The sequence below is a fragment of the Blastococcus sp. SYSU DS0539 genome (assembly GCF_054050855.1).
In genome coordinates this window covers 81462-107849 of sequence record NZ_JBJHAF010000008.1, presented here as the reverse complement: position 1 = coordinate 107849, position 26388 = coordinate 81462, and the positions used below count along the sequence as shown (strand labels likewise).

19 protein-coding genes and 2 pseudogenes are annotated in these 26388 nt (G+C 74.0%); 8 read left to right on the top strand and 13 right to left on the bottom strand.

The genetic code is table 11. The features are described from left to right. Positions 1-3 precede the first annotated feature (3 nt). Positions 4-2949, bottom strand: a complete 2946-nt coding sequence (gene leuS, locus ACI790_RS11825; protein ID WP_456569967.1) for a leucine--tRNA ligase — start codon at positions 2947-2949, stop codon at positions 4-6. Positions 2950-3233: 284 nt separating this feature from the next. On the opposite strand from leuS, the gene ACI790_RS11820 reads away from it, so the two are divergent. Continuing rightward, on the top strand, positions 3234-5543 hold the full coding sequence (locus tag ACI790_RS11820; RefSeq protein WP_456569966.1) for a putative bifunctional diguanylate cyclase/phosphodiesterase: 2310 nt from the start codon (positions 3234-3236) through the stop codon (positions 5541-5543). A 365-nt stretch (positions 5544-5908) separates the two neighbouring features. Beyond that, a pseudogene (locus tag ACI790_RS11815) lies at positions 5909-6454 on the top strand (class I SAM-dependent methyltransferase); the annotation flags it as partial. A 17-nt stretch (positions 6455-6471) separates the two neighbouring features. Here ACI790_RS11815 and ACI790_RS11810 read toward each other — a convergent pair. Beyond that, on the bottom strand, positions 6472-7401 hold the full coding sequence (locus ACI790_RS11810; protein WP_456569965.1) for an LLM class F420-dependent oxidoreductase: 930 nt from the start codon (positions 7399-7401) through the stop codon (positions 6472-6474). A 116-nt stretch (positions 7402-7517) separates the two neighbouring features. On the opposite strand from ACI790_RS11810, the gene ACI790_RS11805 reads away from it, so the two are divergent. The 3 genes from ACI790_RS11805 to ACI790_RS11795 all read left to right on the top strand — a co-directional run bounded on the left by ACI790_RS11805 (position 7518) and on the right by ACI790_RS11795 (position 10726). After that, positions 7518-8720 (top strand): hypothetical protein, encoded by a 1203-nt coding sequence (locus tag ACI790_RS11805; RefSeq protein ID WP_456569964.1) that lies wholly within the window; start codon positions 7518-7520, stop codon positions 8718-8720. A gap of 82 nt (positions 8721-8802) precedes the next feature. Beyond that, complete coding sequence (lipA, locus tag ACI790_RS11800; RefSeq protein ID WP_456569963.1) at positions 8803-9789, top strand: lipoyl synthase; 987 nt, start codon at positions 8803-8805, stop codon at positions 9787-9789. Between the two features lie 61 nt (positions 9790-9850). Beyond that, positions 9851-10726 (top strand): DUF4191 domain-containing protein, encoded by an 876-nt coding sequence (locus ACI790_RS11795; RefSeq protein ID WP_456569962.1) that lies wholly within the window; start codon positions 9851-9853, stop codon positions 10724-10726. A gap of 123 nt (positions 10727-10849) precedes the next feature. Here ACI790_RS11795 and ACI790_RS11790 read toward each other — a convergent pair whose 3' ends face one another. Beyond that, a complete protein-coding gene (locus tag ACI790_RS11790; RefSeq protein WP_456569961.1) occupies positions 10850-11269 on the bottom strand; it encodes an RDD family protein in 420 nt (139 codons plus the stop codon). Between the two features lie 166 nt (positions 11270-11435). On the opposite strand from ACI790_RS11790, the gene glnA (ACI790_RS11785) reads away from it, so the two are divergent. Further along, positions 11436-12869, top strand: a complete 1434-nt coding sequence (gene glnA / locus ACI790_RS11785; protein ID WP_456569960.1) for a type I glutamate--ammonia ligase — start codon at positions 11436-11438, stop codon at positions 12867-12869. 96 nt (positions 12870-12965) lie between these two features. Here the strand turns inward: glnA (ACI790_RS11785) and ACI790_RS11780 are convergent, their stop codons facing one another. The 3 genes from ACI790_RS11780 to ACI790_RS11770 form a co-directional block, all read right to left on the bottom strand. Further along, on the bottom strand, positions 12966-14546 hold the full coding sequence (locus tag ACI790_RS11780) for an alpha/beta hydrolase fold domain-containing protein (protein ID WP_456569959.1): 1581 nt from the start codon (positions 14544-14546) through the stop codon (positions 12966-12968). An 82-nt stretch (positions 14547-14628) separates the two neighbouring features. Continuing rightward, positions 14629-15168 (bottom strand): DUF1353 domain-containing protein, encoded by a 540-nt coding sequence (locus ACI790_RS11775; protein ID WP_456569958.1) that lies wholly within the window; start codon positions 15166-15168, stop codon positions 14629-14631. A gap of 63 nt (positions 15169-15231) precedes the next feature. Then, the gene (locus ACI790_RS11770; RefSeq protein ID WP_456569957.1) at positions 15232-16080 is read right to left on the bottom strand and encodes an SDR family oxidoreductase; all 849 of its coding nucleotides are present in this window, start codon (positions 16078-16080) and stop codon (positions 15232-15234) included. Positions 16081-16155: 75 nt separating this feature from the next. Here ACI790_RS11770 and ACI790_RS11765 point away from each other — a divergent pair, with 75 nt between their 5' ends. Continuing rightward, the gene (locus tag ACI790_RS11765; protein WP_456569956.1) at positions 16156-17169 is read left to right on the top strand and encodes an iron-containing redox enzyme family protein; all 1014 of its coding nucleotides are present in this window, start codon (positions 16156-16158) and stop codon (positions 17167-17169) included. Between the two features lie 15 nt (positions 17170-17184). Here the strand turns inward: ACI790_RS11765 and ACI790_RS11760 are convergent, their stop codons facing one another. Next, entirely contained in the window at positions 17185-18078 is an 894-nt protein-coding gene (locus tag ACI790_RS11760; protein ID WP_456569955.1) for a bile acid:sodium symporter family protein, read from the bottom strand. Positions 18079-18146: 68 nt separating this feature from the next. On the opposite strand from ACI790_RS11760, the pseudogene ACI790_RS11755 reads away from it, so the two are divergent. Further along, positions 18147-18422 (top strand): annotated as a pseudogene (locus tag ACI790_RS11755) (methyl-accepting chemotaxis protein); the annotation flags it as partial. Between the two features lie 117 nt (positions 18423-18539). Here ACI790_RS11755 and ACI790_RS11750 read toward each other — a convergent pair. From ACI790_RS11750 to ACI790_RS11725, 6 genes are all read right to left on the bottom strand, one after another. After that, positions 18540-18866 (bottom strand): CDGSH iron-sulfur domain-containing protein, encoded by a 327-nt coding sequence (locus ACI790_RS11750; RefSeq protein WP_456569954.1) that lies wholly within the window; start codon positions 18864-18866, stop codon positions 18540-18542. A gap of 42 nt (positions 18867-18908) precedes the next feature. Then, on the bottom strand, positions 18909-20471 hold the full coding sequence (locus ACI790_RS11745; RefSeq protein WP_456569953.1) for an AMIN-like domain-containing (lipo)protein: 1563 nt from the start codon (positions 20469-20471) through the stop codon (positions 18909-18911). Between the two features lie 116 nt (positions 20472-20587). Next, positions 20588-23686 (bottom strand): bifunctional [glutamine synthetase] adenylyltransferase/[glutamine synthetase]-adenylyl-L-tyrosine phosphorylase, encoded by a 3099-nt coding sequence (locus tag ACI790_RS11740; RefSeq protein WP_456569952.1) that lies wholly within the window; start codon positions 23684-23686, stop codon positions 20588-20590. Further along, entirely contained in the window at positions 23683-24423 is a 741-nt protein-coding gene (locus ACI790_RS11735; protein ID WP_456569951.1) for a type 1 glutamine amidotransferase, read from the bottom strand. The genes ACI790_RS11740 and ACI790_RS11735 overlap by 4 nt, the downstream gene beginning before the upstream one ends. Positions 24424-24468: 45 nt before the next feature. Continuing rightward, the gene (gene glnA / locus ACI790_RS11730; protein WP_456569950.1) at positions 24469-25809 is read right to left on the bottom strand and encodes a type I glutamate--ammonia ligase; all 1341 of its coding nucleotides are present in this window, start codon (positions 25807-25809) and stop codon (positions 24469-24471) included. Positions 25810-25940: 131 nt separating this feature from the next. Then, positions 25941-26372 carry a MarR family winged helix-turn-helix transcriptional regulator gene (locus tag ACI790_RS11725; protein WP_456569949.1) on the bottom strand — a complete coding sequence of 144 codons (432 nt, stop codon included), beginning with the start codon at positions 26370-26372 and terminating at the stop codon, positions 25941-25943. Between the last annotated feature and the right edge of the window lie 16 nt (positions 26373-26388).

Here is a 26388-nt window from a genome sequence, read left to right as displayed (position 1 = left end):
ACGTCACAGGACGAAGTTGACCAGCCGGCCGGGGACGGCGACGACCCGGCGGACCGTCGCGCCGTCCAGGTACCCGGCGATCCGCTCGTCGGCCCGGGCAGCCGCCTCCAGCGCCGCGGCGTCCGCGTCCGCGGGCACGGTCACCTGCGCGCGCACCTTGCCGTTGACCTGGACGGCGACCTGCACCGTGTCCTCGACCAGCCAGCGCTGCTCGACCTCCGGGAACGGTGTCCACGCCGAAGACTCCTCGTGCCCGAGGCGCGACCACAGCTCCTCGGCCAGGTGCGGGGCCAGCGGGGCGACCATGAGCACCAGCGCCTCGGCCACCGGCCGCGGCACCGGTGACGACGCACCGAACGCCGACGTCAGGTGGTTGGTCAGCTCGGTGATCCGGGCGATCGCGATGTTGAACCGCAGCGTTGTGTAGCCGTCCCGCACCCCGGCGAGGGCCCGGTGCAGCGCACGCTGGGTCTCGTCGTCGGCGGCGACGTCGGCGGCACGGACGGCACCGGTCTCCTCGTCGACGACGACGCGCCAGATGCGCTGCAGGAGGCGCTGCGAGCCCACGACGGCCTTGGTCTCCCACGGCCGGGACTGCTCCAGCGGGCCGGTGGACATCTCGTACACCCGGAAGGTGTCGGCGCCGTAGGCGCCGATCATCTCGTCCGGCGTGACCATGTTCTTGAGGCTCTTGCCGATCTTCCCGTACTCGCGGTTGACCGGCTTGCCCTCGAAGAGGAACTGCCCGTCCTTCTCGACCACCTCGGCCGCGGGCACGTAGAAGCCGCGCTCGTCGGTGTAGGCGTAGGCCGAGATGTAGCCCTGGTTCACCAGCCGGCGGAACGGCTCCTCGCTGGAGACGTGGCCGAGGTCGTGCAGCACCTTGTGCCAGAAGCGGGCGTACAGCAGGTGCAGCACCGCGTGCTCGACGCCGCCCACGTAGAGGTCGACGCCGCCGGTGTCGCCCTCGCCGCGCGGCCCCATCCAGTAGCGCTCGAGCTCCGGGTCGACCATCCGCTCGTCGTCGCCGGGGTCGAGGTAGCGCAGGTAGTACCAGCACGACCCGGCCCAGTTCGGCATCGTGTTGGTCTCGCGGCGGTACTTCTTCGGCCCGTCGCCGAGGTCGAGCTCGACCGTCGTCCACTCGCCGGCCCGCGACAGCGGCGGCTCCGGAGCGGAGTCGGCGTCGTCGTCGGAGAACGTCTTGGGCGAGTAGTCGTCGACCTCGGGCAGCAGCACCGGCAGCATCGAGGTGGGCACCGCGACCGGGCGGTCGTCCTCGTCGTAGACGATCGGGAACGGCTCACCCCAGTAGCGCTGCCGGCTGAACAGCCAGTCGCGCAGCTTGTAGGTGGTGGTCGCCTCGCCGGCGCCGCGCTGCACGAGCCACTCGGTGATCCGGGCGATCGCTTCGGCCTTGTCCAGGCCGTCCAGCGAGATCTCCTCGTTCGCCGAGTTGATCATCGCGCCGGGCCCGGTGTACGCGCCGCTGGCGTCGTCGAAGCCCTCCGGCCGCTGGACGGTCGGCACGATCTCCAGGCCGAACTCCCTGGCGAACTCCCAGTCGCGCTGGTCCTCGCCGGGCACGGCCATGATCGCGCCGGTGCCGTAGCCGGTCAGCACGTAGTCGGCGATGAACACCGGCAGCTCGCGGCCGTTCACCGGGTTGACGGCGGTGACGCCCAGCCAGACGCCTGTCTTCTCCCGGCCGGCGTCCTGGCGGTCCAGCTCCGAGCGCCGGGAGGCCTGCCGCTGGTACTCGCGCACCGCCTCGGCCGGGGTGGCGGCGCCGCCGGTCCAGCGCGGGTCGGTGCCGTCCGGCCACTCGGCGGCGGTCAGCTGCCCGAGCAGCGGGTGCTCCGGCGCCAGCACCATGTACGTCGCGCCGAACAGGGTGTCGGGGCGGGTGGTGAAGACCTCGATCGTCTCGCTGCCGGCGGCGAACCGGATCTTCGCGCCCGTCGAGCGGCCGATCCAGTTGCGCTGCATCAGCTTCAGCGAGTCCGACCAGTCCAGCCGGTCCAGGTCGGCCAGCAGCCGGTCGGCGTAGGCGGTGATCCGCATCATCCACTGCTTGAGCGGGCGCCGGAACACCGGGAAGTTGCCCCGCTCGGAGCGACCGTCGGGGGTGACCTCCTCGTTGGAGAGCACGGTGCCCAGGCCCGGGCACCAGTTCACCGGCGCCTCGTGCAGGTAGGCCAGCCGGTGCGCGTCGACGACGGCACCCCGCTCGGCCTCGTCCAGCTCGGCCCACGGGCGGCCGGAGGGGTTGGTGCCGGCGGCCGGCTCGCGCGTGCCGGCGTCGAGCTCGGCGACGAGCTCGTCGATCGGCCGCGCCTTGTTCCGCGTCTCGTCGAACCAGGACCCGAAGATCTGCAGGAAGATCCACTGGGTCCACTTGTAGTAGCCCGGGTCGATGGTGGCGAAGGTCCGGCGGTCGTCGTGGTCGACGCCCAGGCGGCGCAGCTGCGCCCTGATCGCGGCGATGTTCGCCTCGGTGGTGACCCGCGGGTGCTGCCCGGTCTGGACGGCGTACTGCTCGGCGGGCAGGCCGAAGGCGTCGTAGCCCATCGGGTGCAGCACGTTGTCGCCGTCCATGCGGCGGAACCGGCTGGTCACGTCCGTGCCGAGGTAGCCCAGCGGGTGGCCCACGTGCAGGCCCGCACCCGACGGGTACGGGAACATGTCCATCGCGAAGTACTTCGGGCGGTCGGCGACCTTGTCGAAGCCCGCGCTCAGCCGGCCCACCGGGTTGGGCGTGTGGAAGGTGCCCTCGGCCTCCCAGCGGTCCTGCCAGGCCAGCTCGATGCGCTGGGCCAGCGCCGGGGTGTACCGGTGCGGGGGGACGCCGTCGCCCGCGGGCCCGGTGCTGGGCAGGCTGTCCGTCTGGCTCATCGTCTCGTGCTCCCGGATCGTGGTGCGCGCGGTGCGGTGCCGGTGGGTGGGCAAGAAAAAACCCCTCACGCAGGAGGGGTCGCCGTGCTGTCCGAACGTGTCAGGTCAGCACGGCCGGAGAAGCAGGAGCCGCCCGGTCACGCGCCCGATGCTACCGCCTGGCCGGCGCAGCCCCGTGCCGGCCGCTCTCACCCCCGGGGGTGAGGGCGACGGCGCGGACCGCTCGATTCCGGCGTCGACCGGCCGATCTACCCCGCGTGCACCTGATCCCTCGTCGCCGGCCCTCCACGGTGGGCTCGTCCGGCAGCCGTTCCCCGCTGCCGCTGGCAGCCGTCCTCGTGACGTTCGCGCTGTTCGCCACCGGGATCGGGCACCGTCCCGACGGGACGTTCTGGGCGCACGGCTACGACCTGGTCCTCTACAACGCCGTCTACCTGGCCGGCATGGTGGTGTGCGCGCTCGCCGCCCGCCGGAGCCCGACCGACCGGCTCGCCTGGTGGTCCCTGGCGTGCGCGTTCGCCCTGGGGGTCACGGGCAACGTCGTCTACACGCTGGTGATCGCGCCGATGGAGGTGGAGCCGTACCCGTCCCTGGCCGACGGGTTCTACCTGGCCTACTACCTCCCGCTCTACGTCGCCCTCGTCGCGCTGATCCGGGCGCGGGTCGCCCACTTCCACGGCAGCATGTGGCTCGACGGCGTGGTCGGGGCCCTCGGCGCGGGTGCCGTCGCGGTCGCCGTCCTGCTCGGTCCCGCGCTGGAAGCGACCGAGGGCGACCTCGCCTCGGTCGCCACCAACCTGGCCTACCCGATCGCCGACGTCGTCCTGCTGGCGCTGCTCGTCGCGGTCAGCGCCATCCTGGGCGTCCGGGGTGACCGCACCCTGCTGCTCGTGGGCGCCGGCATCGCCGCGAACCTGGTCGGCGACATCGTCTACCTCGACCTCGCGACCCAGGGCGTCTACGTCGAGGGCGGTCCGCTGGACCTGACGTGGCTCGCCGGCGTCGTCCTCATGGCCATGGCGGCGCACGCGACCGACGCCGAGCCCCCGACGTCCCCGCAGTCAGGGGCCGCCCGGGTCGGCTGGCGGGTGCTCACCGTTCCGCTGGCGTGCAACGTGGCCAGCCTGTTCGTGCTGGGCGCCGGCTTCGGCGACCAGATGAACCCCGCGGCCGCCTGGCTGGCCGTCGGCTGCGTGCTCGCGGCCCTGTGCCGCACGGCCATCACCTTCCGGGAAGTGCGCGCGTTCAACGAGGTCCGGGAGCAGGCGCTCACCGACGAGCTGACCGGCCTGCCCAACCGCCGGGCCCTGTTCGCGCGGGTCGGCGCGGTCATGGCGACCGCCTCGGCCCAGCGCCCCGCCGCGCTGCTGCTGATGGACCTGGACGGCTTCAAGGAGGTCAACGACGGGCTCGGCCACCACGCCGGCGACCACCTCCTGCGGCAGATCGGGCCGCGGCTGCAACCAGCGCTGCGCAGCGGGGACCTCCTCGCCCGGCTGGGTGGTGACGAGTTCGCCGTCCTGCTCCCCGACGCCGGGCTGGAGGAGGCGGAGGCGCTCGCCGAGCGGCTGCGCGCCCTGATCCTCCAGCCGGTCACCGTCGAGGGGATCCGGCTGCACGTCGGGGTGAGCGTCGGCGTCGCCAGCGCCCCGGTGCCCGCCGCGACCGTCGAGGAGCTCCTGCGGTGCGCCGACGTCGCCATGTACTCGGCGAAGTCGAGCCGGTCGGGCGTGCAGGTCTACGTCCCCGATCCGCACAGCGCCGCCGGCGATCGGCTGCGAACGATGGGAGAACTGCGGGCCGCACTGGACTCCGGCGAGGGGCTGGAGGTGTTCCTGCAGCCCCAGATCGGTCTGCTCGACGGGGCGGTCGTCGGCACCGAGGCGCTGGTCCGGTGGCAGCACCCGGAGCGGGGCCTGCTCTTCCCCGCGGATCTGCTCCCGGCGGCCGAGCAGGCCGGACTGCTCCGCCCGCTCGCCGACGTGGTGCTCGAGCTCGCCCTGTCCGCGGCTGCCCGCTGGTGGCCCGAGCGCCCCGTGCCGGTCTCGGTGAACCTGTCCGCGGCCAACGTGACCGACCTCGACCTGCCCGCGAAGGTCGCCCAGGCGCTGCTCCGTCACGGCCTGCCCGCCGGCGCGCTGACGCTGGAGCTCGTGGAGGACACCCTCATGAGCGACCCCGAGCGCGGCGGTCAGGTGCTCGGACAGCTGCGCCGGCTGGGGGTCCGCACCTCCATCGACGACTACGGGACCGGCTACAGCTCGCTGGCCTACCTCCGGCACCTGCCGGCCGACGAGCTCAAGCTCGACCGCAGCCTGACCCACGACGTGGGCGGCGACAGCCGCGCGACGGCCATCGTCCGGCACACCGTGGCGCTGGCCCACGACCTCGGGCTCAGCCTCGTGGCCGAGGGCGTGGAGGACGACGAGACGGCCGCGGTGCTCGCCGGGCTGGGCTGCGACGTCGCCCAGGGCTACGCCATGGCCCGGCCCATGGCGGTCGCGGAGTTCGTCCGCTGGCTGGCCGACCGCCCCGCGCCGCGGGCGGCCGCGCCCACGGTCCCCGCGCCGCGGGGGCCGGTGTCCCCCGCGGGGACCCCGGCGCGCGCCTCGGACACCGGTTCCGGCCCTCGCCGGACCGCGCTGTGACAGGGTGCGCGCGTGCGTGGCGCCCCACCTGACGACCGGAGAACAGCCTGGTGGGAGGCGGTGTCGCGGCCGGTGGTGCTCGCCGTCCTCGCCGTCACGGCAGCCTTCGCGACCGACACCTGGCAACTGCCGCACACCCCGGCGGAGTCCCTCGTGTACTCCGGCGTCCTGTCCCTCCTCGCGCCGGCGCTCGCCGTCGTCGCGTGCCTGCAGGCGGCCCGGCGGATGCCCGCCGAGCGGCACGCCTGGTGGGCCGCGGCCGCGGCCTGGACGTGCAACATCCCCGGCGACGTGGCCCACCAGCTCGTCCTCGCGACCCATCATGAGCTCCCGGACGACGAGCAGCGTCCACCGCTCGTCGAGCAGCTCCATGGCCTTGCCACCGGGCTGCCGGCTGCCGGATCGTCGACACCGCCTGCGGCGCAGGCGTCGGCCTGGTGCGGCTGGTCACCACGTACCCGCGGTGCACCGTCGTCGGCGTCGACGGCGACCAGCACTCGATCGACCTCGCCCGGGCCCGCGTCGACGAGGTCGGCGTCAGCGACCGGGCCGAGCTGGTGCACAGCGCCCTGGAGGACATGGCGATCGACACCCCGGCCCGCGTCGTCGTCAACAACATCTCGATGCACGAGTGCCGCGACATCGACCGGGTGACCGGGAACGTGCGGGCCGCGCTCGAGCCGGGCGGCTGGTTCGTCATCTCCGACTTCCCGTTCCCGGACAACGACGACGGCCTGCGCACCGTGCCGGGCCGGATCATGAGCGGGATCCAGTTCTTCGAGGCGCAGATCGACGACCAGTTGCTCCCCCGCGCCGCCTACGACGACCTGCTGGCCCGGCACGGGTTCACCGACCTCGGCAACGCGCAGCTCACCCCGATGCACGCCCTCACCCGGGGCCGCCGTCCGTGAGACCGGGAGCTGGCGCCTCAGCCCAGCCGGGGCGCCACCTCGGCGGCCACCAGGTCGAGGTGGTCGAGGTCGGCGAGGTCGAGCACCTGCAGGTAGACCCGCTGGGCGCCGGCCTCGGCGTAGCGCCCGAGGGTGTCGACCGCCTCGGCCGGCGTCCCCGCGATCCCGTGCTCCCGGAGCTCGGCGACGTCCCGGCCGATGGCGGCGGCACGGCGGGCAAACTCCGCCTCGTCACGCCCGACGCAGAGCACCAGCGCCGAGCTGTACACCAGCGACGACGGGTCCCGGCCCGCCTCGTCGCACGCCTCCCGCACGCCGGCGAAGAGCCGGGCGTTGTCGGCGGCCGGCATGAACGGGACGTTGAACTCGCCGGCGTACCGGGCCGCCAGTCGCGGCGTCCGCTTCTTGCCCGCGCCGCCGACCAGGATCGGCACGCCGCCGTCCTGCACCGGCTTGGGCAACGCCGGTGACCCCGAGAGCCGGTAGTACCGCCCGTCGAAGTCGAACGTCTCCCCGACCGGGGTGCGCCACAGCCCGGTGAGCACGGCCAGCTGCTCCTCGTACCGGTCGAAGCGCTCCCCCAGCGGCGGGAACGGGATGCCGTAGGCGGTGTGCTCGGCCTCGAACCAGCCGGAGCCTATGCCCAGCTCGACCCGGCCCCCGCTCATCTGGTCGACCTGCGCCACCGAGATCGCCAGCGGCCCGGGGAGCCGGAACGTGCCGGCGGTCATCAGCGTGCCGAGGCGGATCCGGCTGGTCTCCCGGGCGAGCCCGGCGAGGGTGATCCACGCGTCGGTGGGGCCGGGCAGGCCGTTCCCGCCCATGGTCAGGTAGTGGTCGGACCGGAAGAAGGCGTCGAAGCCGGTCTCCTCGGTGCGGCGCGCGACCGCGAGCAGGTCGTCGTAGGTCGCGCCCATCTGGGGTTCGGTGAAGATGCGCAGCTGCACGTCCGGACCGTAACGAGGAGCACTCCCCATCGCCGACCCGGCTGCGGTCTCGGGGTGTGCTTACCGGCCGGACCGGGCAGGATGATCGCCAGACGATCAACTCGGAGGTACAGCTCGTGTTCCGCAAGAAGACGCGCGGCGAGGTCATCAGCGCCGAAGTACAGGAGGGCCTGGCCCACCTGGGGACGGCGGCGACCGAGGCAGGTCGCGCCGCAGCCGAACAGTTCGGTCCACGCGTGGAGGCCGCCCGCGATGCCGCGGGCCCGGCCCTGGAGGCGGCCCAGCGGGCCGTCGCCCCGAAGGTGGCAGCCGCCGTGGCGGTGGCCGCCCCGGCCGTCGCCACCGCCCGCGACACGCTCGGTCCCCGGATGGAGGCCGCCCGGGACGCCCTGGGCCCGCGGGTCGACGCTGCTCGGGAGGCCTTCGGCCCCCGGGTCGACGCTGCTCGGGAGGCCTTCGGCCCCCGGGTCGACGCTGCTCGGGAGGCCTTCGGCCCCCGGGTGGACGCCGCTCGCGAGGCGGCGCCGAAGGTCGCCGCCGCGGTGCTGTCGGCCCAGGCGGCCGCCAACCGCGCGGCAGCCGACCTGGCTCCTCGGGTGGAGGCCGCGCAGAAGGCGGCCCAGAGGGCGCTCACCGAGGACTTCGGGCCGCGGCTGACCGCGGCGCAGGCCTCGGCGCTGGCCTACGCGACCCCGCGGGTCCTGGCGGCGCGGCAGGCGGTGACGCCGGCGCTGGAAAGCGCCCGTGACACCCTGGTCGCGGGGGTCGACAGCGCGCGCAGCGAGGTCGACGCACGCCGTGCGGAGCTGGCCGCCGCTGCGGCGGAGTCCACCCGCAAGGCGCGGAAGACCGCGAAGAAGGCCCGCAAGAAGGCCGGCAAGAAGCACCGCGAGTTCGAGAAGGCGGCGGTCGCCACCGCGAAGACGGTCCGGCGCCGGACGGGCGTCGAGCCCGAGCCGCGCCGCTGGCCGTGGGTGTTCGTTCTGCTCGCCGCGGGTACTGCTGCGTTCGTCCTGCTGCGTCGCAAGAAGAACGACGCGTGGACGCCCGCACCGAGCGGTGACGGCCCGGTGCCCAGCTACCGAGAGGACCCCGTGCCCAGTTCCGACAGCACCTCCGGCAAGACCGTGTCCACCGCCGACACCACCGGCGACTCCGCGCCGCCGGAGTCGGACATGGGCGTCCGGGACGCCCAGTTCGCCGACGGCGACGGCCCCGACAGCGCGGGCGAGGACATCAAGAACACCCCGGAGCCCTTCACCTCCGGTGGCGGCGCCACCGCGGGCCCGACCGCCGGTCCGGACGACAAGCAGGTCTGACCGCGCGCACCGTTCCACCGCCGCAGCCCCCGTCGCCCCGTGCGACGGGGGCTGCGGCGTCTTCGCGAGTACCGTGGGGATCATGAGCGAGGCACCGCCGAGGAACCCTGAGCAGACCGCCGTCCAGGACTCCCGGATCGCGCCCGCCGGCCGGAAGATGCTGCGCCTCGAGGTGCGCAACAGCCAGGTGCCGATCGAGCGCAAGCCGGAGTGGATCAAGACCCGGCTGAAGACCGGCCCGGAGTACACCGAGCTGAAGTCGCTGGTCCGCCGCGAGGGCCTGCACACCGTGTGCGAGGAGGCCGGCTGCCCCAACATCTACGAATGCTGGGAGGACCGGGAGGCGACCTTCCTCATCGGTGGCGACCAGTGCACCCGGCGGTGCGACTTCTGCCAGATCGACACCGGCAAGCCGGCCGACTTCGACGCCGACGAGCCGCGGCGCGTGGCGGAGAGCGTCGCCACCATGGGCCTGAAGTACGCCACCGTCACCGGCGTCGCCCGGGACGACCTGCCGGACGGCGGGGCCTGGCTGTACGCCGAGACGGTGCGCCAGATCCACGCCGCGCTCCCCGGCTGCGGCGTCGAGCTGCTGATCCCCGACTTCAACGCCGACCCCGACCAGCTCGCCGAGGTGTTCTCCTCCCGGCCCGAGGTGCTCGCGCACAACGTCGAGACGGTGCCGCGGATCTTCAAGCGCATCCGCCCCGGATTCCGCTTCGAGCGGTCGCTCGCCGTCATCACCGCCGCCCGCGAGGCGGGGCTGGTGACCAAGTCCAACCTGATCCTCGGCATGGGCGAGGAACCGCACGAGGTCGTGGAGACGATGCAGGCGCTGCACGACGCCGGGTGCGACCTGCTCACCATCACCCAGTACCTGCGCCCCTCGCCCCGGCACCACCCCGTCGTCCGCTGGGTCAAGCCCGACGAGTTCGTGCAGTTCCAGAAGGACGCCGAGGAGATCGGCTTCCCGGGTGTCCTGGCCGGGCCCCTCGTGCGCAGCTCCTACCGCGCCGGGCGGCTCTACCAGCAGGCGATCGAGGCCCGCGGGCTCACCCCTCAGGGCTGACTCGGCGGTTCGGCACCGGCGGGTCGGGGGCGGGCGCGGGCGGCGGCCCTATCCTGGGGCCATGGCACGCAGCAAGTCCTCTGACCCCACCGCTCCCGGCGGCAACGCCGGGCGCGCCCCGAAGGACGGTGGGCGCGGCCGGACCTCCGGTGCCACCGCCTCCGGTGCCACCGCCTCCGGCGCCACCGCCTCCGGCAAGGCGGGCAAGGCCGGCAAGGCGCCGAAGCTGGACAAGAACGGCCAGCCCAAGGTGGGCCGCCTGAAGAAGGTCCGCGGCCAGGGCCGCATGATCAAGCAGGCCTACACCCTGACGCGGAAGAACGACCCGAAGCTCCCCTGGGTCATGCTCATCTGGTTCGTTGGCGTCGCCGCCGTCGTCGAGCTGGTCGGCATCCTGCTGAGCTCGCCGATCCTCTTCATCCCGCTGGCCCTGCTCGCCGGTGGCCTCGCGGCGCTGGTCGTCTTCGGCCGTCGCGCCCAGGGGTCGGCCTACCGCCAGGTCGAGGGCCAGCCCGGTGCGGCCGCATGGGTGCTCGAGGGCATGCGGGGTGACTGGCGGGTCTCCTCCGGCGTCGCCGGCACCCCCCAGCTGGACTCCGTGCACCGGGTGCTGGGCCGGCCGGGGATCATCCTCGTCGGCGAGGGCTCCCCGGGCCGCGTCCGCGGGCTGATCGCGCAGGAGAAGAAGAAGATCGCCCGCGTGGTCGGCGACACCCCGATCTACGACGTCGTGGTGGGCGACGGCGAGGGCCAGGTGCCGCTGAAGAAGCTGAGCACCCACGTGATGAAGCTCCCGCGCAACCTCAGCGCCGCCGAGGTCAACTCCCTGGGCCGGCGGATGAGCGCGCTGGGCGGCCCCCGCATGCCGGTCCCCGGTGGCCCGCTGCCCGGTGGCCGGCAGATGTCGATCAGCCAGCGCCAGGTCCGCCGGCGCTGACCTCCACCCCGCACGACCGAGAGCCCCGCACCGATCGGTGCGGGGCTCTCGCCATCCCGAGCCCCCTGTCGCCGCCCGTCGCCGTCCTGGTTGCCGCGGGGCGATGATCGGGGCGAGGCGGGGTCAGTCGAGGACGACGGCGGTGCCGGTCAGCCGGTCGTGCAGGCCGCGGCCGTCGGCGTCGACGAGCAGGGCGGGCACCAGCAACATCAGCAGGGCCGTCCGGACGACGGCGCGCCAGAGCGCCAGGCGGGCGCCGGGCCTAGGGTGGGCCAGCCGCATGCCGAACACCCGGTGCCCCGGCGTCTGGCCGAAGAGCACCAGCGTGACCACGGTGAGGACGCCGAAGATCACCAGGCTCCAGTTGCCGGGTCCGTCGGGCGCGGTGAACGCCCAGCCGATCAGCGCCGTGCCCAGGGCGTCGACGACGAAGCCGCCGGCCCGCCTGCTGAACGAGGCCAGCGAGCCGGCCCCGGCGGCGGGCAACCCCAGGGAGGCGCCGCGATCCGGGGCCTGAGAGGGTTGTTCGACATTCCTGACCATGACCGCCAGCGTAGGACTCCACCGCACCGGCCCCCGAGGAACAGGCGCAGCTCCGCCCGGCGACACGCCGAAGGCGTTGTTACCGCGCCGAAACACTCGGGACACGGCGGGGCAACTCCCCGCTCGTAGCGTGCCGTCCAGCCGTCCGCCCACACCCGGAGGATCGATGTTCACCAGTCCCGACGAGGTCGCCGCCTACATCCGCGACAACGACGTCGAATTCGTCGACGTCCGCTTCTGCGACCTGCCCGGCGTCATGCAGCACTTCACCATCCCTGCGTCGACGTTCGGCGAGGACACCTTCAGCGAGGGCCTCGGCTTCGACGGCTCCTCGATCCGCGGGTTCCAGGCGATCAACGAGTCGGACATGCTGCTGCTGCCCGACGCCAACAGCGCCTTCGTGGACCCGTTCCGCAAGCACAAGACGCTGAACGTCAACTTCTTCATCCACGACCCGATCACGCGTGAGGCCTACAGCCGCGACCCGCGCAACGTCGCGAAGAAGGCCGAGGCATACCTGGCCTCCAGCGGCATCGCCGACACCGCGTACTTCGGCCCCGAGGCCGAGTTCTACGTCTTCGACTCGGTGCGGTACGACACCTCGATCAACGAGGGCTACTACCACATCGACTCGGAGGAGGGCTCCTGGCGTTCGGGTGCTCGCACCGAGCTCGACGGCAGCCCCAACCGCGGCTACAAGGCCCGCCCCAAGGGCGGGTACTTCCCGGTCGAGCCCTACGACCAGCAGAGCGACCTGCGCGCCGACATGATGAAGAACCTGATCGGCGCCGGCCTGGAGCTCGAGCGGGGGCACCACGAGGTGGGCACCGGCGGTCAGGCCGAGATCAACTACAAGTTCGACACGCTGCTGCGCTCGGCCGACAGCCTGATGCTGTTCAAGTACGTCATCAAGAACACCGCCTGGGCCGCCGGCAAGACCGCCACCTTCATGCCCAAGCCGCTGTTCGGTGACAACGGCTCGGGCATGCACTGCCACCAGAGCCTCTGGAAGGACGGCCAGCCGCTCTTCCACGCCGAGACCGGCTACGCGGGCCTGTCCGACATGGCCCGCCACTACATCGGCGGCCTGCTGGCGCACGCCCCGTCGCTGCTGGCCTTCACCAACCCGACGGTGAACAGCTACCACCGCCTGGTGCCCGGCTACGAGGCCCCGATCAACCTGGTCTACTCGGCCCGCAACCGATCGGCCTGCCTGCGCATCCCGATCTCCGGCGACAGCCCGAAGGCCAAGCGCATCGAGTTCCGCGTGCCCGACCCGTCGGCCAACCCCTACCTCGCCTTCTCGGCGATGCTGATGGCCGGCCTCGACGGCGTGAAGAACAAGATCGAGCCGCCGGCGCCGGTGGACAAGGACCTCTACGAGCTGCCGCCCGAGGAGGCCCTGGGCATCGAGAAGGTGCCCGCGTCGCTGGACGCCGCGCTGGACAACCTCGAGACCGACCACGAGTACCTGATCGACGGCGGCGTCTTCACGCCCGACCTGATCGAGACGTGGATCGACTACAAGCGGGCCAACGAGATCGACCCGATCCGCCTCCGCCCGCACCCCCACGAGTTCGCGATGTACTACGACATCTGATCTCGCCTGCTGATGCCGCGGCCCCCGACCTCATCGAGGTCGGGGGCCGCGGTCGCCTGCGAGCCGACCGGTAGCGGGCGCTGCGCCGTCCGCGGCTCAGAGCGGACCGGCCGCCGTCGCGTCGGCCGTCCCGAAGGCGCGCCGGAAGTGCTGCGCTGCCTCCTGCTGTGCCTGTCCGGCCTTGTCCAGCACGGCGGCGGCTCCGAAGAACTCGTGCATCACGCCGTCGTAGTGCCGGTGGGTCGTCGGCACACCGGCGGCCTCGAGGTCCCGCGCGAACTGCTCCCCCTGGCTGCGCAGCACGTCGCGCTCGGCCGTGACGACCAGCGTCGGCGGCATGCTCGCCCGCTGCTCGGGCGTCCAGTCCAGCAGCGCGATGCGCGGGTCCGTGGCGGCCTCCGGCTTCCCCTGGAACGCGTGCATCGCCATCCAGGACAGCAGCGCCCGGTTGAGCGGGCGGGCGTCGGCAGCGTCCTCCATCGACTCGCCGAACTGCTGGCCGGTGGTCAGCGGGTAGACGCAGACCTGCGCCAGTGGCAGCGGCTGGTCGTTGGCCGCCAGCATGAGCGCGGTGGCCGCCGCCATGGTGCCGCCGACGGACTCCCCGCCGATCGCCATCCGGGCCGGGTCACCGCCGAGCTGGGCGGCGTTCTCCCGCACCCACGTCCAGGCGGTCAGGACGTCGTCGTGCGCGGCCGGGAAGACCGCCTCGGGCGCCCGCCGGTAGTCGGGGCTGACCACGATCGCGCCGGTCCTGGTGCACAGTCCGCGGCAGGAGTCGTCGTAGTGGTCGTCGATGTCGAACAGGACCCATCCGCCGCCGTGGATCCACATGATGATCGGCAGCGCACCGGGCCAGGTGCCGGCCGGCTTGTAGACGCGCAGCCGCTGCTGGCCGCCGGCGCCGTCGGGGATGAGCTGGTCCTCCACGGAGCCGACCGGCTCGGGCCCCTCGATGCCCCGCTCGGCCATCACCTTCTGGACCGCCTGCTTCGGGCCCGGCTGCTTCCGGGCCTGGTCCGGCGTGAGGATCTCGAACGGCAGCGGGCCGAGCGAGGAGTGCGCGTCGACGATCGCCTGGGCCTGGGGGTCGAGCAGACCCGAGGGGTCGGTCGCCATCTCCTTCTGCTTGCCCGACAGGACGTCGCGCACGTGGTCCAACGGCTTGGCCAGCATCCCGGCGATGCGCTCGGCCAGGCCCTCGTCGGGCGCGTGCGGGTGCGGGCGGGTCGGTGCCTGGCGCTTGGCCGCCAGGAACTTCTCCCCCAGCTCGGCCATCCGTTCGGCCCCGGCCTTGGACCGGAACTCCGGCAGCTCCTCCTGCTCCTCGTCGTCCACGTGGTGGCGGACCAGACCGATCAGGTCGGTCACCGCCTGCTCGAACTCCGCCTGGCCGGGCTCGGTGCGGCCGAGGACGACGAGCAGCTCCTTGATCTGCTGGTGCTCGTGCTCGGCGTCGTCGTGCTCGTCGGTCATGCCGATCTCGGGCCAGATCGGGTAGAGCACCGTCTCCTCGGCGAAGGCGTGCAGCGCCAGCTGCATCGAGACCTGGTCCACGAGCACCCGCCGGTCCCCCCGGCCGGCCTCGAGGTGCTGGAACTGCCGCTCGACGGCGGCGTGGTCATCGGCGATCAGGTGGTCGATGTCGCCGGGCTGGGTCGCGTACGTCAGTGCCATGAGGGCCTCCGGATCGGTCGCGTACGGTCCCCCGTCCGCCTACCCGGCATCGGTGCTCCGACACGGCCGCGCGGGCAGGCGGTCAGGTCCGGAAGGACCCGGCGTCCTCCGGTGCCGACCCGGTGAGCAGGCCGACGGCTCGCTCGGCCAGGCCGTAGACGACCAGCGCCGCGGCGATGAGCGCCGCCGGGGGCACGACCACCGGCGCGGCGAGCAGCGAGATGCCGAGCACGGCGGGCGCGCTGCGCCACCAGCCCGCTCCGCGCACCGGGTCGGCGAAGGCGCCCCAGCGCACGCCGCACCACATCAGCCACCGCCGGACGACGGGGACGCCGCTCTCCCGGAGCACCCGGCGGAAGAGGCCGTCGGCCTCCCGGGCGGTCACCACCCCGCCGACGATCCCCCCGGTGACGAGCCAGTCGTGCAGGATCGCCGCGGCGGTGTACCGGCCGAACCGCGGCACCAGCCACACCACGATGCGGGGCACCGTGGCGAAGTCGGTCACGAACCCCGCGGGGACGACGAAGCGGTCGGTGTTCCCGGCGTAGACCAGCGGCTCGACCACCGTCCACCGCTGCTCGTCCAGCCGCCGCACCACGACGTCCCCGACCTCGAACGGCACCGTTCCTCCCTCCGTTCCCCGCCCGCTCAGCGAGCGACCGGGACGCTCCCGCGCACCGCGCCGTCAGGGCCGGGAGCGGCGAGCGGCCGCGCGGTCGGCGGCGGCGCCGATCCGGCCGGCATACCGGGACAGGCCCGCGTCGAGCAGGCGGGCGACCGGGGGCAGCTCCCCCAGCCGGACCGCCCCGGCCCACCGCGGCACCGCCACCGTGCGCGAGCGCGAGCCGGTCAGGCATCCGGCGATCCGGTCGGCCACCCGGTCGGACGCGATGCCACGGGACAGCCGCCCGCGCGCATCCGCGTCGGAGACCGGCGCGTGGCCGTGCCCGCGGGCCAGCCACTCGGTCGCCACGAAGAACGGGTTGACGGTGTGCACCCGGATGCCGCGGGCGGTCACCTCCCGGCGCAGACCCTTCACGAACCCGTGCACCCCGGCCTTGGTCGACGAGTAGACGGTGAGTGGCGGCACCTGCGACCAGGCGGCGGCCGAGGAGACCATGACGACGTCGGCCCGCCCCCGCTCGGCCGCCGCCCGGACCAGGTGGGGCAGCGCGAGGCGGCTGAGCTCCACCACGCCGGTCAGGTTCGTGGCGACGATGCCCTCCACCACCTCGCCGGGCATGTCCTCGAGCAGCCCGGCCCAGCCGAGCCCGGCGTTGTGGACGACGGCGTCGAGCCGGCCGTGCTCGGCGAGCACCCGGTCCAGGAGATCGCTCCGGGCGCCGGCGTCGGCCACGTCGGCGACCACGGGGGTGACGCCGGCCAGCCCGCCGACCGTCGCCTCGAGCCGGTCCCCGTGGCGGGCGCAGGTGACGACGCGGGCGCCCTCGGCGGCGAGCCGGACGACGGTGGCCCGGCCGATGCCGGCGCTGCCGCCGGTGACGAGGACGACGCGGTCGCGGAGTGGCGTCATGCCCGCCTCCTACCCCCGGGCGACATCACATCCACCGGCGCATCGTTTCCGCGGGCGCTGGGCATGGTGACGATCATGCGCCTGCCCGAGCCCCGCGGTCCGCTCAGTGACGCGCTCGCCGCCGACCTCGCCACCGGCACCACCCTCTCGGCGACGACGACCGAGTGCGCCGAGAGCCTGCCCGCCGACCCGGCCGGGGCCCTCACCGACGACGACCTCCAGCTGGCCCTCGCCGTCTGCTACGAGCTGCACTTCCGCGGCTTCGACGGCGTGTCCGAGGACTGGGAGTGGGACCCGGCGCTGCTCCGGCTGCGCGCCGGGCTGGAACGGCGGCACCTCGCGTCGCTGCGCCGGCTGGTGGGCGAGGTGCCGGTCACCGACGAGCCGATCGACCGGCAGCTCACCGCCCTGATCGCCGCCGACGACGGCCCCTCGCTGTCGTCCTACATGGCCAGGACCGGCACCCTCGAGCAGTGGCGGGAGTACCTGACCCTCCGGTCGGTGTACCACCTCAAGGAGGCCGACCCGCACACCTTCGCGATCCCCCGGCTCTCCGGACGGACGAAGGCGGCCATGGTGGAGATCCAGGCCGACGAGTACGGCGGCGGCTCGGCCGAGCGCATGCACAGCGAGCTGTTCGCCGGGCTGATGCGCGACCTCGGCCTCGACGCCGGCTACGGCGCCCTGTGGGACGAGGCCCCGGCCGTGGCCTTCGCCTCGGTCAACACCATGAGCCTGTTCGGCCTGCACCGGCGCTGGCGCGGCGCGGCGCTGGGGCACCTGGCCACCGTCGAGATGACCTCCTCGGAGCCCAGCCGGCGGTACTCCGCGGGGCTGCGCCGGCTGGGCTTCGACGAGCGGACGACGGTCTTCTACGACGAGCACGTGGAGGCCGACGCCGTCCACGAGCAGATCGCCTCGGTCGACATGTGCGGGTCGCTGGTGGCCGGGGAGCCCGAGCTCACCGGCGACGTCCTGTTCGGCGCCGCGGCCTCGCTGGCCATGGACGGGCTGGCCGCCACCCACCTGCTCGGCGCCTGGGAGGCCGGCCGGTCCGCCCTCCACCGGCAGGCCGCGCTCGCGGCCTGACCGGGGCGGGCGGCGTCAGCCGGCGCGGACCGGCTCGCCCTCCTCCCGCGCCGCGGCGCCGGCGCGGGTGATCGCCCAGCCGAAGACGGCGGCCACGGGGAACATGAGCACGCCGTAGACGGCGGCCGGCACGGCGAGCTCGACGCTGCCCAGCACGCTGACCGCGACGGCGATCGCCAGGGTGCTGTTGTGGATGCCGATCTCGAAGGAGCTGGCGATCGCCTGGGTGCGGCCGATGCCCAGCAGCCGCGGCACCACGAAGCCGACCGCGAGGCTGCAGAGGCAGAAGACCAGCGCCGGCAGGCCGACGTCGCGCAGGTAGTCCAGGACGTTGTCGCGCTCGGCCAGCATCGTCCCGACGATCACCAGCGCGAGCACCACCGCGGAGAGGATCCGCACCGGCTTGTCCATGCGGGCGGCGAACGCGGGCGCCGACCGGCGCACCAGCATGCCCAGGGCCACCGGGATCAGCACGATCGCGAAGACCTGCAGCGTCTTGCCGAACTGCAGGCCCAGCGTGCCGGCCTCCGGCGGGTCGAACCAGCCGACCGCCAGGTTGGTGACCAGCGGCAGGGTGACGACGGCGATCACCGAGTTGATCGCGGTCAGGCTGATGTTCAGCGCGACGTCACCCCGGTAGAGGTGGCTGAACAGGTTCGCGGTGGTGCCGCCGGGCGAGGCCGCCAGCAGCAGCATGCCCACCGCCAGGAGCGGCGGCAGGCCGAACGCGAGGACCAGGCCGAAGCAGAGCACCGGCAGCAGGAGCAGCTGCAGTCCCAGGGCGATGACGACGGCCTTCGGCTGGCGTCCGATCCGGGCGAAGTCCGCCGGTGTGAGCGACAGGCCGAGCCCGAACATGACCACCGCCAGGGCGAGCGGCAGCGCGACGGTGCTGAGCGCAGAATCCACGGTTCCTCCGATCGGGCGCCGGGCGGACCGGAGGTCCCCCGGCGGTGCGTTGCTGCGCATGATGCGCGATCCAGGTCACGATCGGGCACTCCGCGGGCCGGGAGCCGGGGGACGTCGTCCGGATCATCTCCACGACCGCCGACCAGACGAACCTGCTCGCGCTGAACGCCACCATCGAGGCCGCGCGGGCCGGCGAATCGGGCACGGGCTTCGCGGTCGTGGCCAACGAGGTCGAGGAGCTCGCCCGGGAGACCGCGCAGGCGACCAGCAAGATCTCCGAGCAGATCGCCGGCATCCAGGCCGGCACCGAGTCGGTCACCTCGGGCATCCACGCCACCAGCGCGGTCATCGGTGAGCTCGACGCCGTCCGGGCTCGCATCGCCGAGGTCCTCGAGGAGCAGGTCCGCATGGCGCGCGCCTTCGGAGACCGCCCGCTGACCGGTGCGGCCCCCCTCCGGCGGTCAGTCCTCCTCGCGCGCCTCGCGCCGGATCTGCGCCGCCGGCCGCGGCCGGCTCGGCGCGCTGGGCGCGGAGAAGCCCGACCGCTTGTGCGAGCCGTCGCAGAAGGGCTTGATCCCCGACTTGCCGCACCGGCACAGCGCGATGGTCTCCCGGCCGGGGTCGATCTCGGCGCCGTCCTGGTCGACCAGCCGGAAGTTGCCGCGCACGAGCAGCGGTCCGTCCCGGTAGGGCGTGATGGTGGCGCCGTCGGCCCGCCCGCCGGCGGGTTCCGCCCCGCCCTCGGCGTCCTCCGGCAGGTCCGGCACGACCGGCAGTGATCCCGACACGCCCCCAGCATGCCCTGTCGCCGTCAGGTCACCCCCGCCCGGTCAGCCCCCGGTGATCGTGACGGTCTCGATCATGCGGTCGAGCACCGCGACGTTGCGGGCGTAGTCGAACTGCGGCAGGCCCACGGTGTTGACCAGCAGGGTGCGCGGCCCGTCGTCGCCGTCCCCGAGGTCGATGACGTAGTCGGTCGTGCGCACGCCCTCGGGCCACAGGCCCTCGCCGGCGGACACTCGCTCGATCCGGACCGCGCGCCGGCCGTCGACGGTGGTGTCGGTCCGGCTGATCTCCTGGCCTTCGCTCTGGCCGGCGATCCGGTCGAACGGAATCTCCTCCACGTAGGCGGTGACGGCGCCCACCCGGGCGTCGGTACCCGGGGGCACGGTGAACGGGTCCGGCGCGAAGCGGGTGCAGGCGGGCACGACGTCGCCGGGGTTGACCGACCAGGACTCCGGATAGGCGATCGAGAAACCGGCCGGGCTATCGCAGCGCTGCGACAGCGCGACCGGTGCCGAGGCCTCCTCGGCGAGGACGTCGACGACGATGCGCTGCGGCGAGCTGAGCAGCCCGACGCCGAACGGCCGCCGCGCGTCCAGCCCGGCGAAGAAGGTGTGCCGCCCCTCGAACAGCGTGTCCTCCACGAGGGTGTCCAGCACCGTGGCCCCGGCGATGGTCTGCTGGTCGGGGCCCTCCCAGGGATCCACGCCCTCCGGCGCGTCCCCGGGGAGCGCGAGGTTGGTGAGCGTGATGCCCAGGACCGCGTCCCCGGGCACGGCGACGGGGGCGCCCGAGCCCTGCGCCTGCGGCTGTTCGGTGTAGCCGACCTGCCAGCCGGCCTCCCCCTCGCCGGCCACCTCGAACACGATGCGGTCGAAGCCCTCGTGGGCGCCGAGGCGCACGTCGGTCAGCGTCACCGGCGGGGTGTCGCCGGCGGCGATCGAGTCGGCGGTGTCGCCCTCGGCGACGGGCCCCAGGTCCACCGCGGACCCGCCGTCGGAGGGGTGGAGGACGTCGACGACCAGGCGCGCCGGGTCGGCGAAGGCAGCGACGCCGAAGGGCACCCGCTCCGGCAGGCCCAGCGTCCACGCCAGCTGCGACTCGACGTCCCCGGTGGCCACCAGCTCCGCGACGACCGTGCCGTCCGGTGGCGTGATCCGCTCGGGTCCGTCGTAGACCTGCTCGGGGCGGTCCCCGGACAGGTCCACCGCGCTGGCCGGAGCGGTGCGGATCTCCAGGAACGCCGTCCCCGCGACGTCCACCGGCCGTCCGGAGGCGTCCTGGGTCACCGGCGGCTCGACGTAGGACACCCGGTAACCGGGTGCCCGCGCGCCGTCGAACTCCAGCACGACGCGGTCGAAGTCGTCGTAGCCGGTCACCTGCACGTCGGTGAGGTGCGCGACCGCCTGGTCGGCGGCGGGGAACCCACCCCCCTGCACGGCCGCAGTGCCCGGGTCGCCGACCGGCTCGACGGCCTGGTCCTCCGCCGGGGCGGTCGCCGGCGCGGTCGCCGAGGCGGTCGGGTCGGCGTCCGGCGCCGGCCCGTCGTCGGCGGTGCAGCCGGTGAGGACCAGTGCCGCGCAGACACCGGCGGCGGGGAGGAGGCGCATCGCAGGTCCAGCCTTGGGGTCGGGGACAGTGCCTCCTCGTCCCCTTGCCACCCCCGGCCCGTCCGAACCGTGCACGGCCGATCGCCACCGGATCGTCATGCGCCGGCGGCCGCGGCTCAGCCCTGCGGCGGCTGCCCGTAGAAGACCTGCTCCACGACCGTGCGGGCGTGCCGGGTGGTGCGCCGGTAGTCGTCGACGAACTGGCCCGGATCGTCGTCCGGGCCGTAGCCGCAGGCCCGGGCCACGCCGCCGAGCTCCAGCCCCGGCCGCGGCAGCTGGTCGCTGGGGCGTCCCCGTACCAGGAAGATCGCGTTGCGCGCCCGGGTCGCCAGCTCCCACGCCAGGCGCAGCGCCTCGGCCTGGTCGGCGTCGAGCCGGCCGCCCTCCGCCAGGGCCCGCAGCGCGCCGGTGGTGGACGCGACCCGCAGCGCGGGGAGCTCGGCGGCGTGCTGCAGCTGGAGCAGCTGGACGGTCCACTCCACGTCGGCGAGCCCGCCGCGGCCCAGCTTCGTGTGCGTGGCCGGATCGGCGCCGCGGGGCAGCCGCTCGCGCTCCACCCGCGCCTTGATCCGGCGGATCTCGGCGACCTGCTCGGGGCTGAGCCCGTCCGCCGGGTAGCGGATCGGGTCGACGAGCGCGACGAACGCCGCGCCGAGGTCCTCGTCGCCGGCCACCGGCACGGCGCGCAGCAGGGCCTGCACCTCCCATGCCGACACCCAGCGCTCGTAGTACTCCCGGAACGCCGGGAGGCTGCGGGCCAGCGCGCCCTGCCGGCCCTCGGGCCGCAGGTCGGCGTCGACCTCGAACGCCGGGTCGGGGGCGGGCTCGGCGAGCAGCCGCCGCAGCGTGTGGGCGACGGCGTTGGCCGCGGCCGAGGCCTTCGCCTCGTCCGCGCCGGGGCGGCTCCGGTGCACGAACAGCACGTCGGCGTCGGAGCCGAAGCCCATCTCACCCCCGCCGAGGCGGCCCATGCCGATGACGGCGAGGTCCATGGGCAGGTCGGCGACGGCGACGCCGGCCTCTCCCGCGTGCGCACGCAGCGCCGCGTCGAGACCGGCCTGCAGCGTGGCGACGGCGACGTCGGTGAGGGCCCGGCCCACCCGGTGCACGTCCAGCCGGCCCAGCAGGTCGGCCGCGGCGATCCGCAGCAGCTCCTGGCGGCGCAGCGCCCGGATCACCCGGATGCCCGCCTGCGGATCGGGGGCACGGCCGGCGGCCTGCCGCCAGGCCTTGGCCAGGGTGGCGGCGGTGCGCGGCTCGAGCTCGGCGTCGTCGGCGAGCAGCCGCAGCGCCTCGGGGGTGCGGGTCAGCAGGGAGGCGACGTACTGGCTCGAGCCCAGCAGCTGGGCGAGCCGCTCGGCCACCTGTCCCTCGTCGCGCAGCAGCCGCAAGAACCACTGGTTGCCGCCGAGCGCCTCGCTGACCTGCCGGTAGGCCAGCAGCCCGGCGTCGGGGTTCGGGCAGGATGCGAAGGTCTGCAGCAGCACCGGCAGCAGGTACTTCTGCATCGACGCCGACCGGGAGACCCCGCCGGTGAGGGCCGCCAGGTGCCGCAGCGCCCCGTCCGGATCGGCGAAGCCGAGGGCCCGCAGCCAGTCGCCGGCGGCCTTGCTGCCCAGCTGCGCGGCCTCGGCCGGCACCTTCGCCACGGCCGACAGCAGCGGCCGGTAGAACAGCTTCTCGTGCAGCCGGCGCACCTCCCGGGTGTGCAGCGCGAGCTCGGCCCGCAGCACCGAGACGGCGTCGCCGCGGTGGTCGGGCTTGTAGCCCAGCGAGCGGGCCAGCCAGCGCAGCTGCTGCTCGTCGGTGGGCAGCAGGTGGGTGCGCCGCAGCCGCAGCAGCTGGAGCCGGTGCTCGACGGTGCGCAGGAAGCGGTAGGAGGCGATCAGCGTGGCGGCGTCCTCGCGACCGACGTAGCCGCCCGAGGACAGGGCCATGAGCGCCGGCAGCGTGCCGCCGGCCCGCAGGTTCGGGTCCACCCGGCCATGCACCAGCTGCAGCAGCTGGACGGCGAACTCGACGTCGCGCAGCCCGCCGCGGCCCAGCTTCAGCTCCCGCTCGGCCTGCGCCGGGGGGATGTTCGCCTCCACCCGGCGCCGCATGGCCTGCACCTCGCCGACGAACCCGGGCCGGTCGCCGGCCTTCCAGACCAGCGGCCACAGCGCCTCGACGTACGCGCGGCCGAGGTCGGGGTCGCCGGCCACCGGGCGCATCTTCAGCAGCGCCTGGAACTCCCAGGTGTGGGCCCACTGGTCGTAGTAGGCGGTGTGCCCGGCGACGGTGCGGACCAGCGCCCCGGCCTTGCCCTCCGGGCGCAGCGCGGCGTCCACCTCCCAGGCGGCCTCGTGGCAGATCCGCATCAGCGCGGCGGCCACCCGGGTCGCGCCGGCCAGCGCCGGGGCCTCCGGCTCGCCCGGGTCGACCGGCTCGGCCACGAAGACGACGTCGACGTCGCTGACGTAGTTCAGCTCCCGGCCCCCGGTCTTGCCCAGGGCGATGACCGACAGCCGGCACGCTGCCGTGTCCGCCGGCTGCTCGGCGACGGCGAGCGCCAGGCCGGCGGTGAGCACGGCTGCGGCGATGTCGGCCAGCTCGGCGGCGACCTCGTCGGCGGGCACGCCGTCGGCGAGGTCCCGCCCCGCCAGGGAGAGGATCGCCCGCCGGTAGGCCAGCCGCAGGGCCCGCACCCGCTCCGGCGCGGCGTCCGGTGCCGCCGCGCCCAGGCGCACGCCCCACGGCGGGTCGTCGGGATCGGCGCCGACGGCGAGCAGCATCTGCCGCTCGAGCGCGTGCGGCGTCGGCCGGTGCAGCCCGTGGTGCTCGTCGTCGAGCACGTCCCAGTCCAGCGGGTGGGCGGCCAGGTGGTCGGCCAGCCCGGAGCTCGCGCCCAGCACCGCTAGCAGCCGGCCGCGCAGGTGGCCCGACCCGCGCAGCCGGGCCAGCAGGACGGCGGCCGCCTCGCCGCTGTCGTCGGCGTCGTCGAGGGCCTCGATCAGCCGGTGCAGCGAGCGGAGGGCGAGGTCGGGGTCGCCCGCGCGGGCCAGCGCGGCGACGACCGGACCGGCCTCCGGGTCGGCCGGCTCGTTGCGCTCGAGGTCCCAGAGGCCCAGTGCCGGGTCCGACAGCAGCCGCGCCGCGCGTTCGCCGTCCTCGAAGCCGAACCGGACGAGGCGCACGACGGCGCGGCGCGGGATCTCCGCCTGGGAAGCGGTCACGTGCGGGCCCCGGCGCGGGAGCGCACCAGCTCGGCGAAGCGGGCGGCGAACGGCTGCCAGGCCTCGGCGACGTCGTCGTGGGCGGCGTCCGCGCGCAGGCACAGTGTCTCGAGGTCCAGCGGGGAGGCCGCCACGCCGACCGGGTCGCTCCCGGCCCAGCCGCGGACCATCTCCGGCGTCGTCTCGATGTGGAACTGCAGCCCGTAGACGCAGCTGCCGACCCGGAAGGCCTGGTGCGGGTAGTGCGGGTTGCCCGCCAGCAGCGTGGCGCCGCGCGGCAGCTCGGAGATCTCGTCGTGGTGCCACTGGATCACGTCGGGCGACAGCGGCAACGGCCCGAACACCGGATCGGCGTCGGCGACGTCGCGCTTGGCCACCAGGGTGGCCCCGACCTCCGGCCCGTCGACCCCGACCCGGGTGCGTCCCCCGCCCACCTGCGCCAGCAGCTGCGCGCCGAGGCAGATCGCCAGGGTGGGCAGGTCGGCGTCGACGGCCCGGCGCAGCAGGTGCCGGACGCCGACGAGCTCGGGGCTGGTCGCCTCGTCGTCCAGCGAGGACTGCGGGCCGCCCAGGACGAGCAGCCCGTCGACCTCGTCGAGGGCGTCGGGCAGGGGGTCACCCAGCTTCAGGTGCCGCTCGTCGAGCTCCAGGCCGGCCGCGCGCAGCCACTCCCCCAGCCGCGCGGGCGGATCGGTCTCGCTCGGGACGACGACGAGCAGGCGGCCGCTGGAGGTCACGCGGTCGAGGTTAGTGGCCCGACCGCGTGCCCCCGTCACGGCCGCTCAGAGACCGGGCAGGTAGCGCTGCAGCTCGAACGGCGTGACGTTCTGCCGGTAGGAGTTGAACTCCTCCCACTTGTTGCGCAGGAAGAACTCGAAGACGTGCTCGCCGAGGGTCTCGGCGACCAGTTCGCTGCCCTGCATCGCGGTCAGCGCCTCACCCAGCGACACCGGCAGGTCCTCGTACCCCGCCGCCCGCCGCTCGGTGTCGGTGAGCGACCAGACGTTGTCCTCGGCCTCCGGCGGCAGCTCGTAGCCCTTCTCGATCCCGCGCAGTCCGGCAGCGAGCAGCACGGCGAACGTGAGGTAGGGGTTGCACGCGGAGTCCGGTGAGCGGACCTCGACCCGGGCCGACTGCGCCTTGCTCGGCTTGTAGCTCGGGAGGCGGACCAGCGCCGAGCGGTTGGCCCGGCCCCACGTCGCCGCCGTCGGCGCCTCCGTGCCGGCCAGCAGCCGGCGGTAGGAGTTCACCGTCTGGTTGGTGACCGCGGTCATCTCCCGGGCGTGGGTGAGCAGCCCGGCGATGAACTGCCGCCCGGTGGTGGACAGCCGCATCGGGTCGGCCGGGTCGTGGAAGGCGTTGCGGTCGCCCTCGAACAGCGACAGGTGGGTGTGCATCGCCGAGCCGGCCAGCTCGGTGAACGGCTTGGGCATGAAGGTCGCGTGCACGCCCTGGGCCAGCGCCACCTCCCGGACCACGTGCCGCAGGGTCATGATGTTGTCGGCCATCGACAGGGCGTCGGCGTAGCGCAGGTCGATCTCCTGCTGGCCCGGGGCCACCTCGTGGTGGCTGAACTCCACCGAGATGCCCATCGCCTCGAGCGCGAAGACCGCCTCGCGCCGGAAGTCGTGGGCCACGTTGTGCGTGGACAGGTCGAAGTAACCACCGGTGTCGGCCGGTTCGGGGGCGCTGCCGTCGGTGGGCAGGTCCTTGAGCAGGAAGAACTCGATCTCGGGGTGGGTGTAGAAGGTGAACCCCATGTCGGCGGCCTTGGCCAGGGTCCGGCGCAGCACGTGGCGGGGATCGGCCCAGGACGGCGAGCCGTCGGGCAGCGTGATGTCGCAGAACATCCGGGCGGTGACGCTGGCCCGCCCCTCGCGCGCCGGCATCACCTGGAAGGTGCCGGGGTCGGGCTTGGCCAGCATGTCCGACTCGTAGACGCGGGCGAAGCCCTCGATCGCCGAGCCGTCGAAGCCGATGCCCTCGGCGAACGCCGCCTCGATCTCGGCCGGGGCCACCGCGACGGCCTTCAGGTAGCCGGAGACATCCGTGAACCACAGCCGCACGAAGCGGATGTCTCGCTCTTCCAGGGTCCGCAGGACGAACTCCTGCTGTCGGTCCATGCCGGCCATGATCCAGTCCGCTCGTTTCGGGAGTGTGACGTCGGCGCAAGCCTGCCCCGTCCGGGCGATTCGCACACGGTTCCCGGCCGCGGTACCGCTCGTGTCGCGGTGGACGGCGCCGGCCGGGCCCCTCAGCCGGGTGAGTGCCAGTGCGGCGGGCTCAGGACGGCGGCCATCCGGCCCAGCTCGGCACGGTGCAGCGAGGCCAGCCGGCCCAGGACCTCCTCCCCCGCCGCGGTGAGCACCACCCGGACCGCCCGGGCGTCGTCGGGGTGCGTCGCCCGGTCGACGAGGTCCTGCTTCTGGGCACGGTCGACCAGCTCGACCACGCTGTGGTGGCGGAGCTGCAGCCGCTCGGCCAGCTCGCGCACCGTCGCCCAGTCCCGCTCCGGGAAGCCCTTGAGCGCCAGGAGCAGCTGGTACTGCTGCGGCGTGAGCCCGTGACGGCGCACGACCTCCTCGCTGAACCGCAGGTACCGCCGGATGCCGAACCGGAAGCGGGCGAGGGCCTCGAAGTCCTGCTTGTCCAGCGGCGCGGGAGGCGGGTCGTCGGGCGAGGCCACGACCCCATCCCACCAC

Coding starts and splice junctions, on each gene's coding strand:
- lipA (WP_456569963.1), top strand. CDS start 8,803: ATGAGCGAGGCACCGCCGAGGAACCCTGAGCAGACCGCCGTCCAGGAC.
- ACI790_RS11795 (WP_456569962.1), top strand. CDS start 9,851: ATGGCACGCAGCAAGTCCTCTGACCCCACCGCTCCCGGCGGCAACGCC.
- ACI790_RS11790 (WP_456569961.1), bottom strand. CDS start 11,269: ATGGTCAGGAATGTCGAACAACCCTCTCAGGCCCCGGATCGCGGCGCC.
- glnA (WP_456569960.1), top strand. CDS start 11,436: ATGTTCACCAGTCCCGACGAGGTCGCCGCCTACATCCGCGACAACGAC.
- ACI790_RS11780 (WP_456569959.1), bottom strand. CDS start 14,546: ATGGCACTGACGTACGCGACCCAGCCCGGCGACATCGACCACCTGATC.
- ACI790_RS11770 (WP_456569957.1), bottom strand. CDS start 16,080: ATGACGCCACTCCGCGACCGCGTCGTCCTCGTCACCGGCGGCAGCGCC.
- ACI790_RS11765 (WP_456569956.1), top strand. CDS start 16,156: ATGCGCCTGCCCGAGCCCCGCGGTCCGCTCAGTGACGCGCTCGCCGCC.
- ACI790_RS11745 (WP_456569953.1), bottom strand. CDS start 20,471: ATGCGCCTCCTCCCCGCCGCCGGTGTCTGCGCGGCACTGGTCCTCACC.
- glnA (WP_456569950.1), bottom strand. CDS start 25,809: ATGGACCGACAGCAGGAGTTCGTCCTGCGGACCCTGGAAGAGCGAGAC.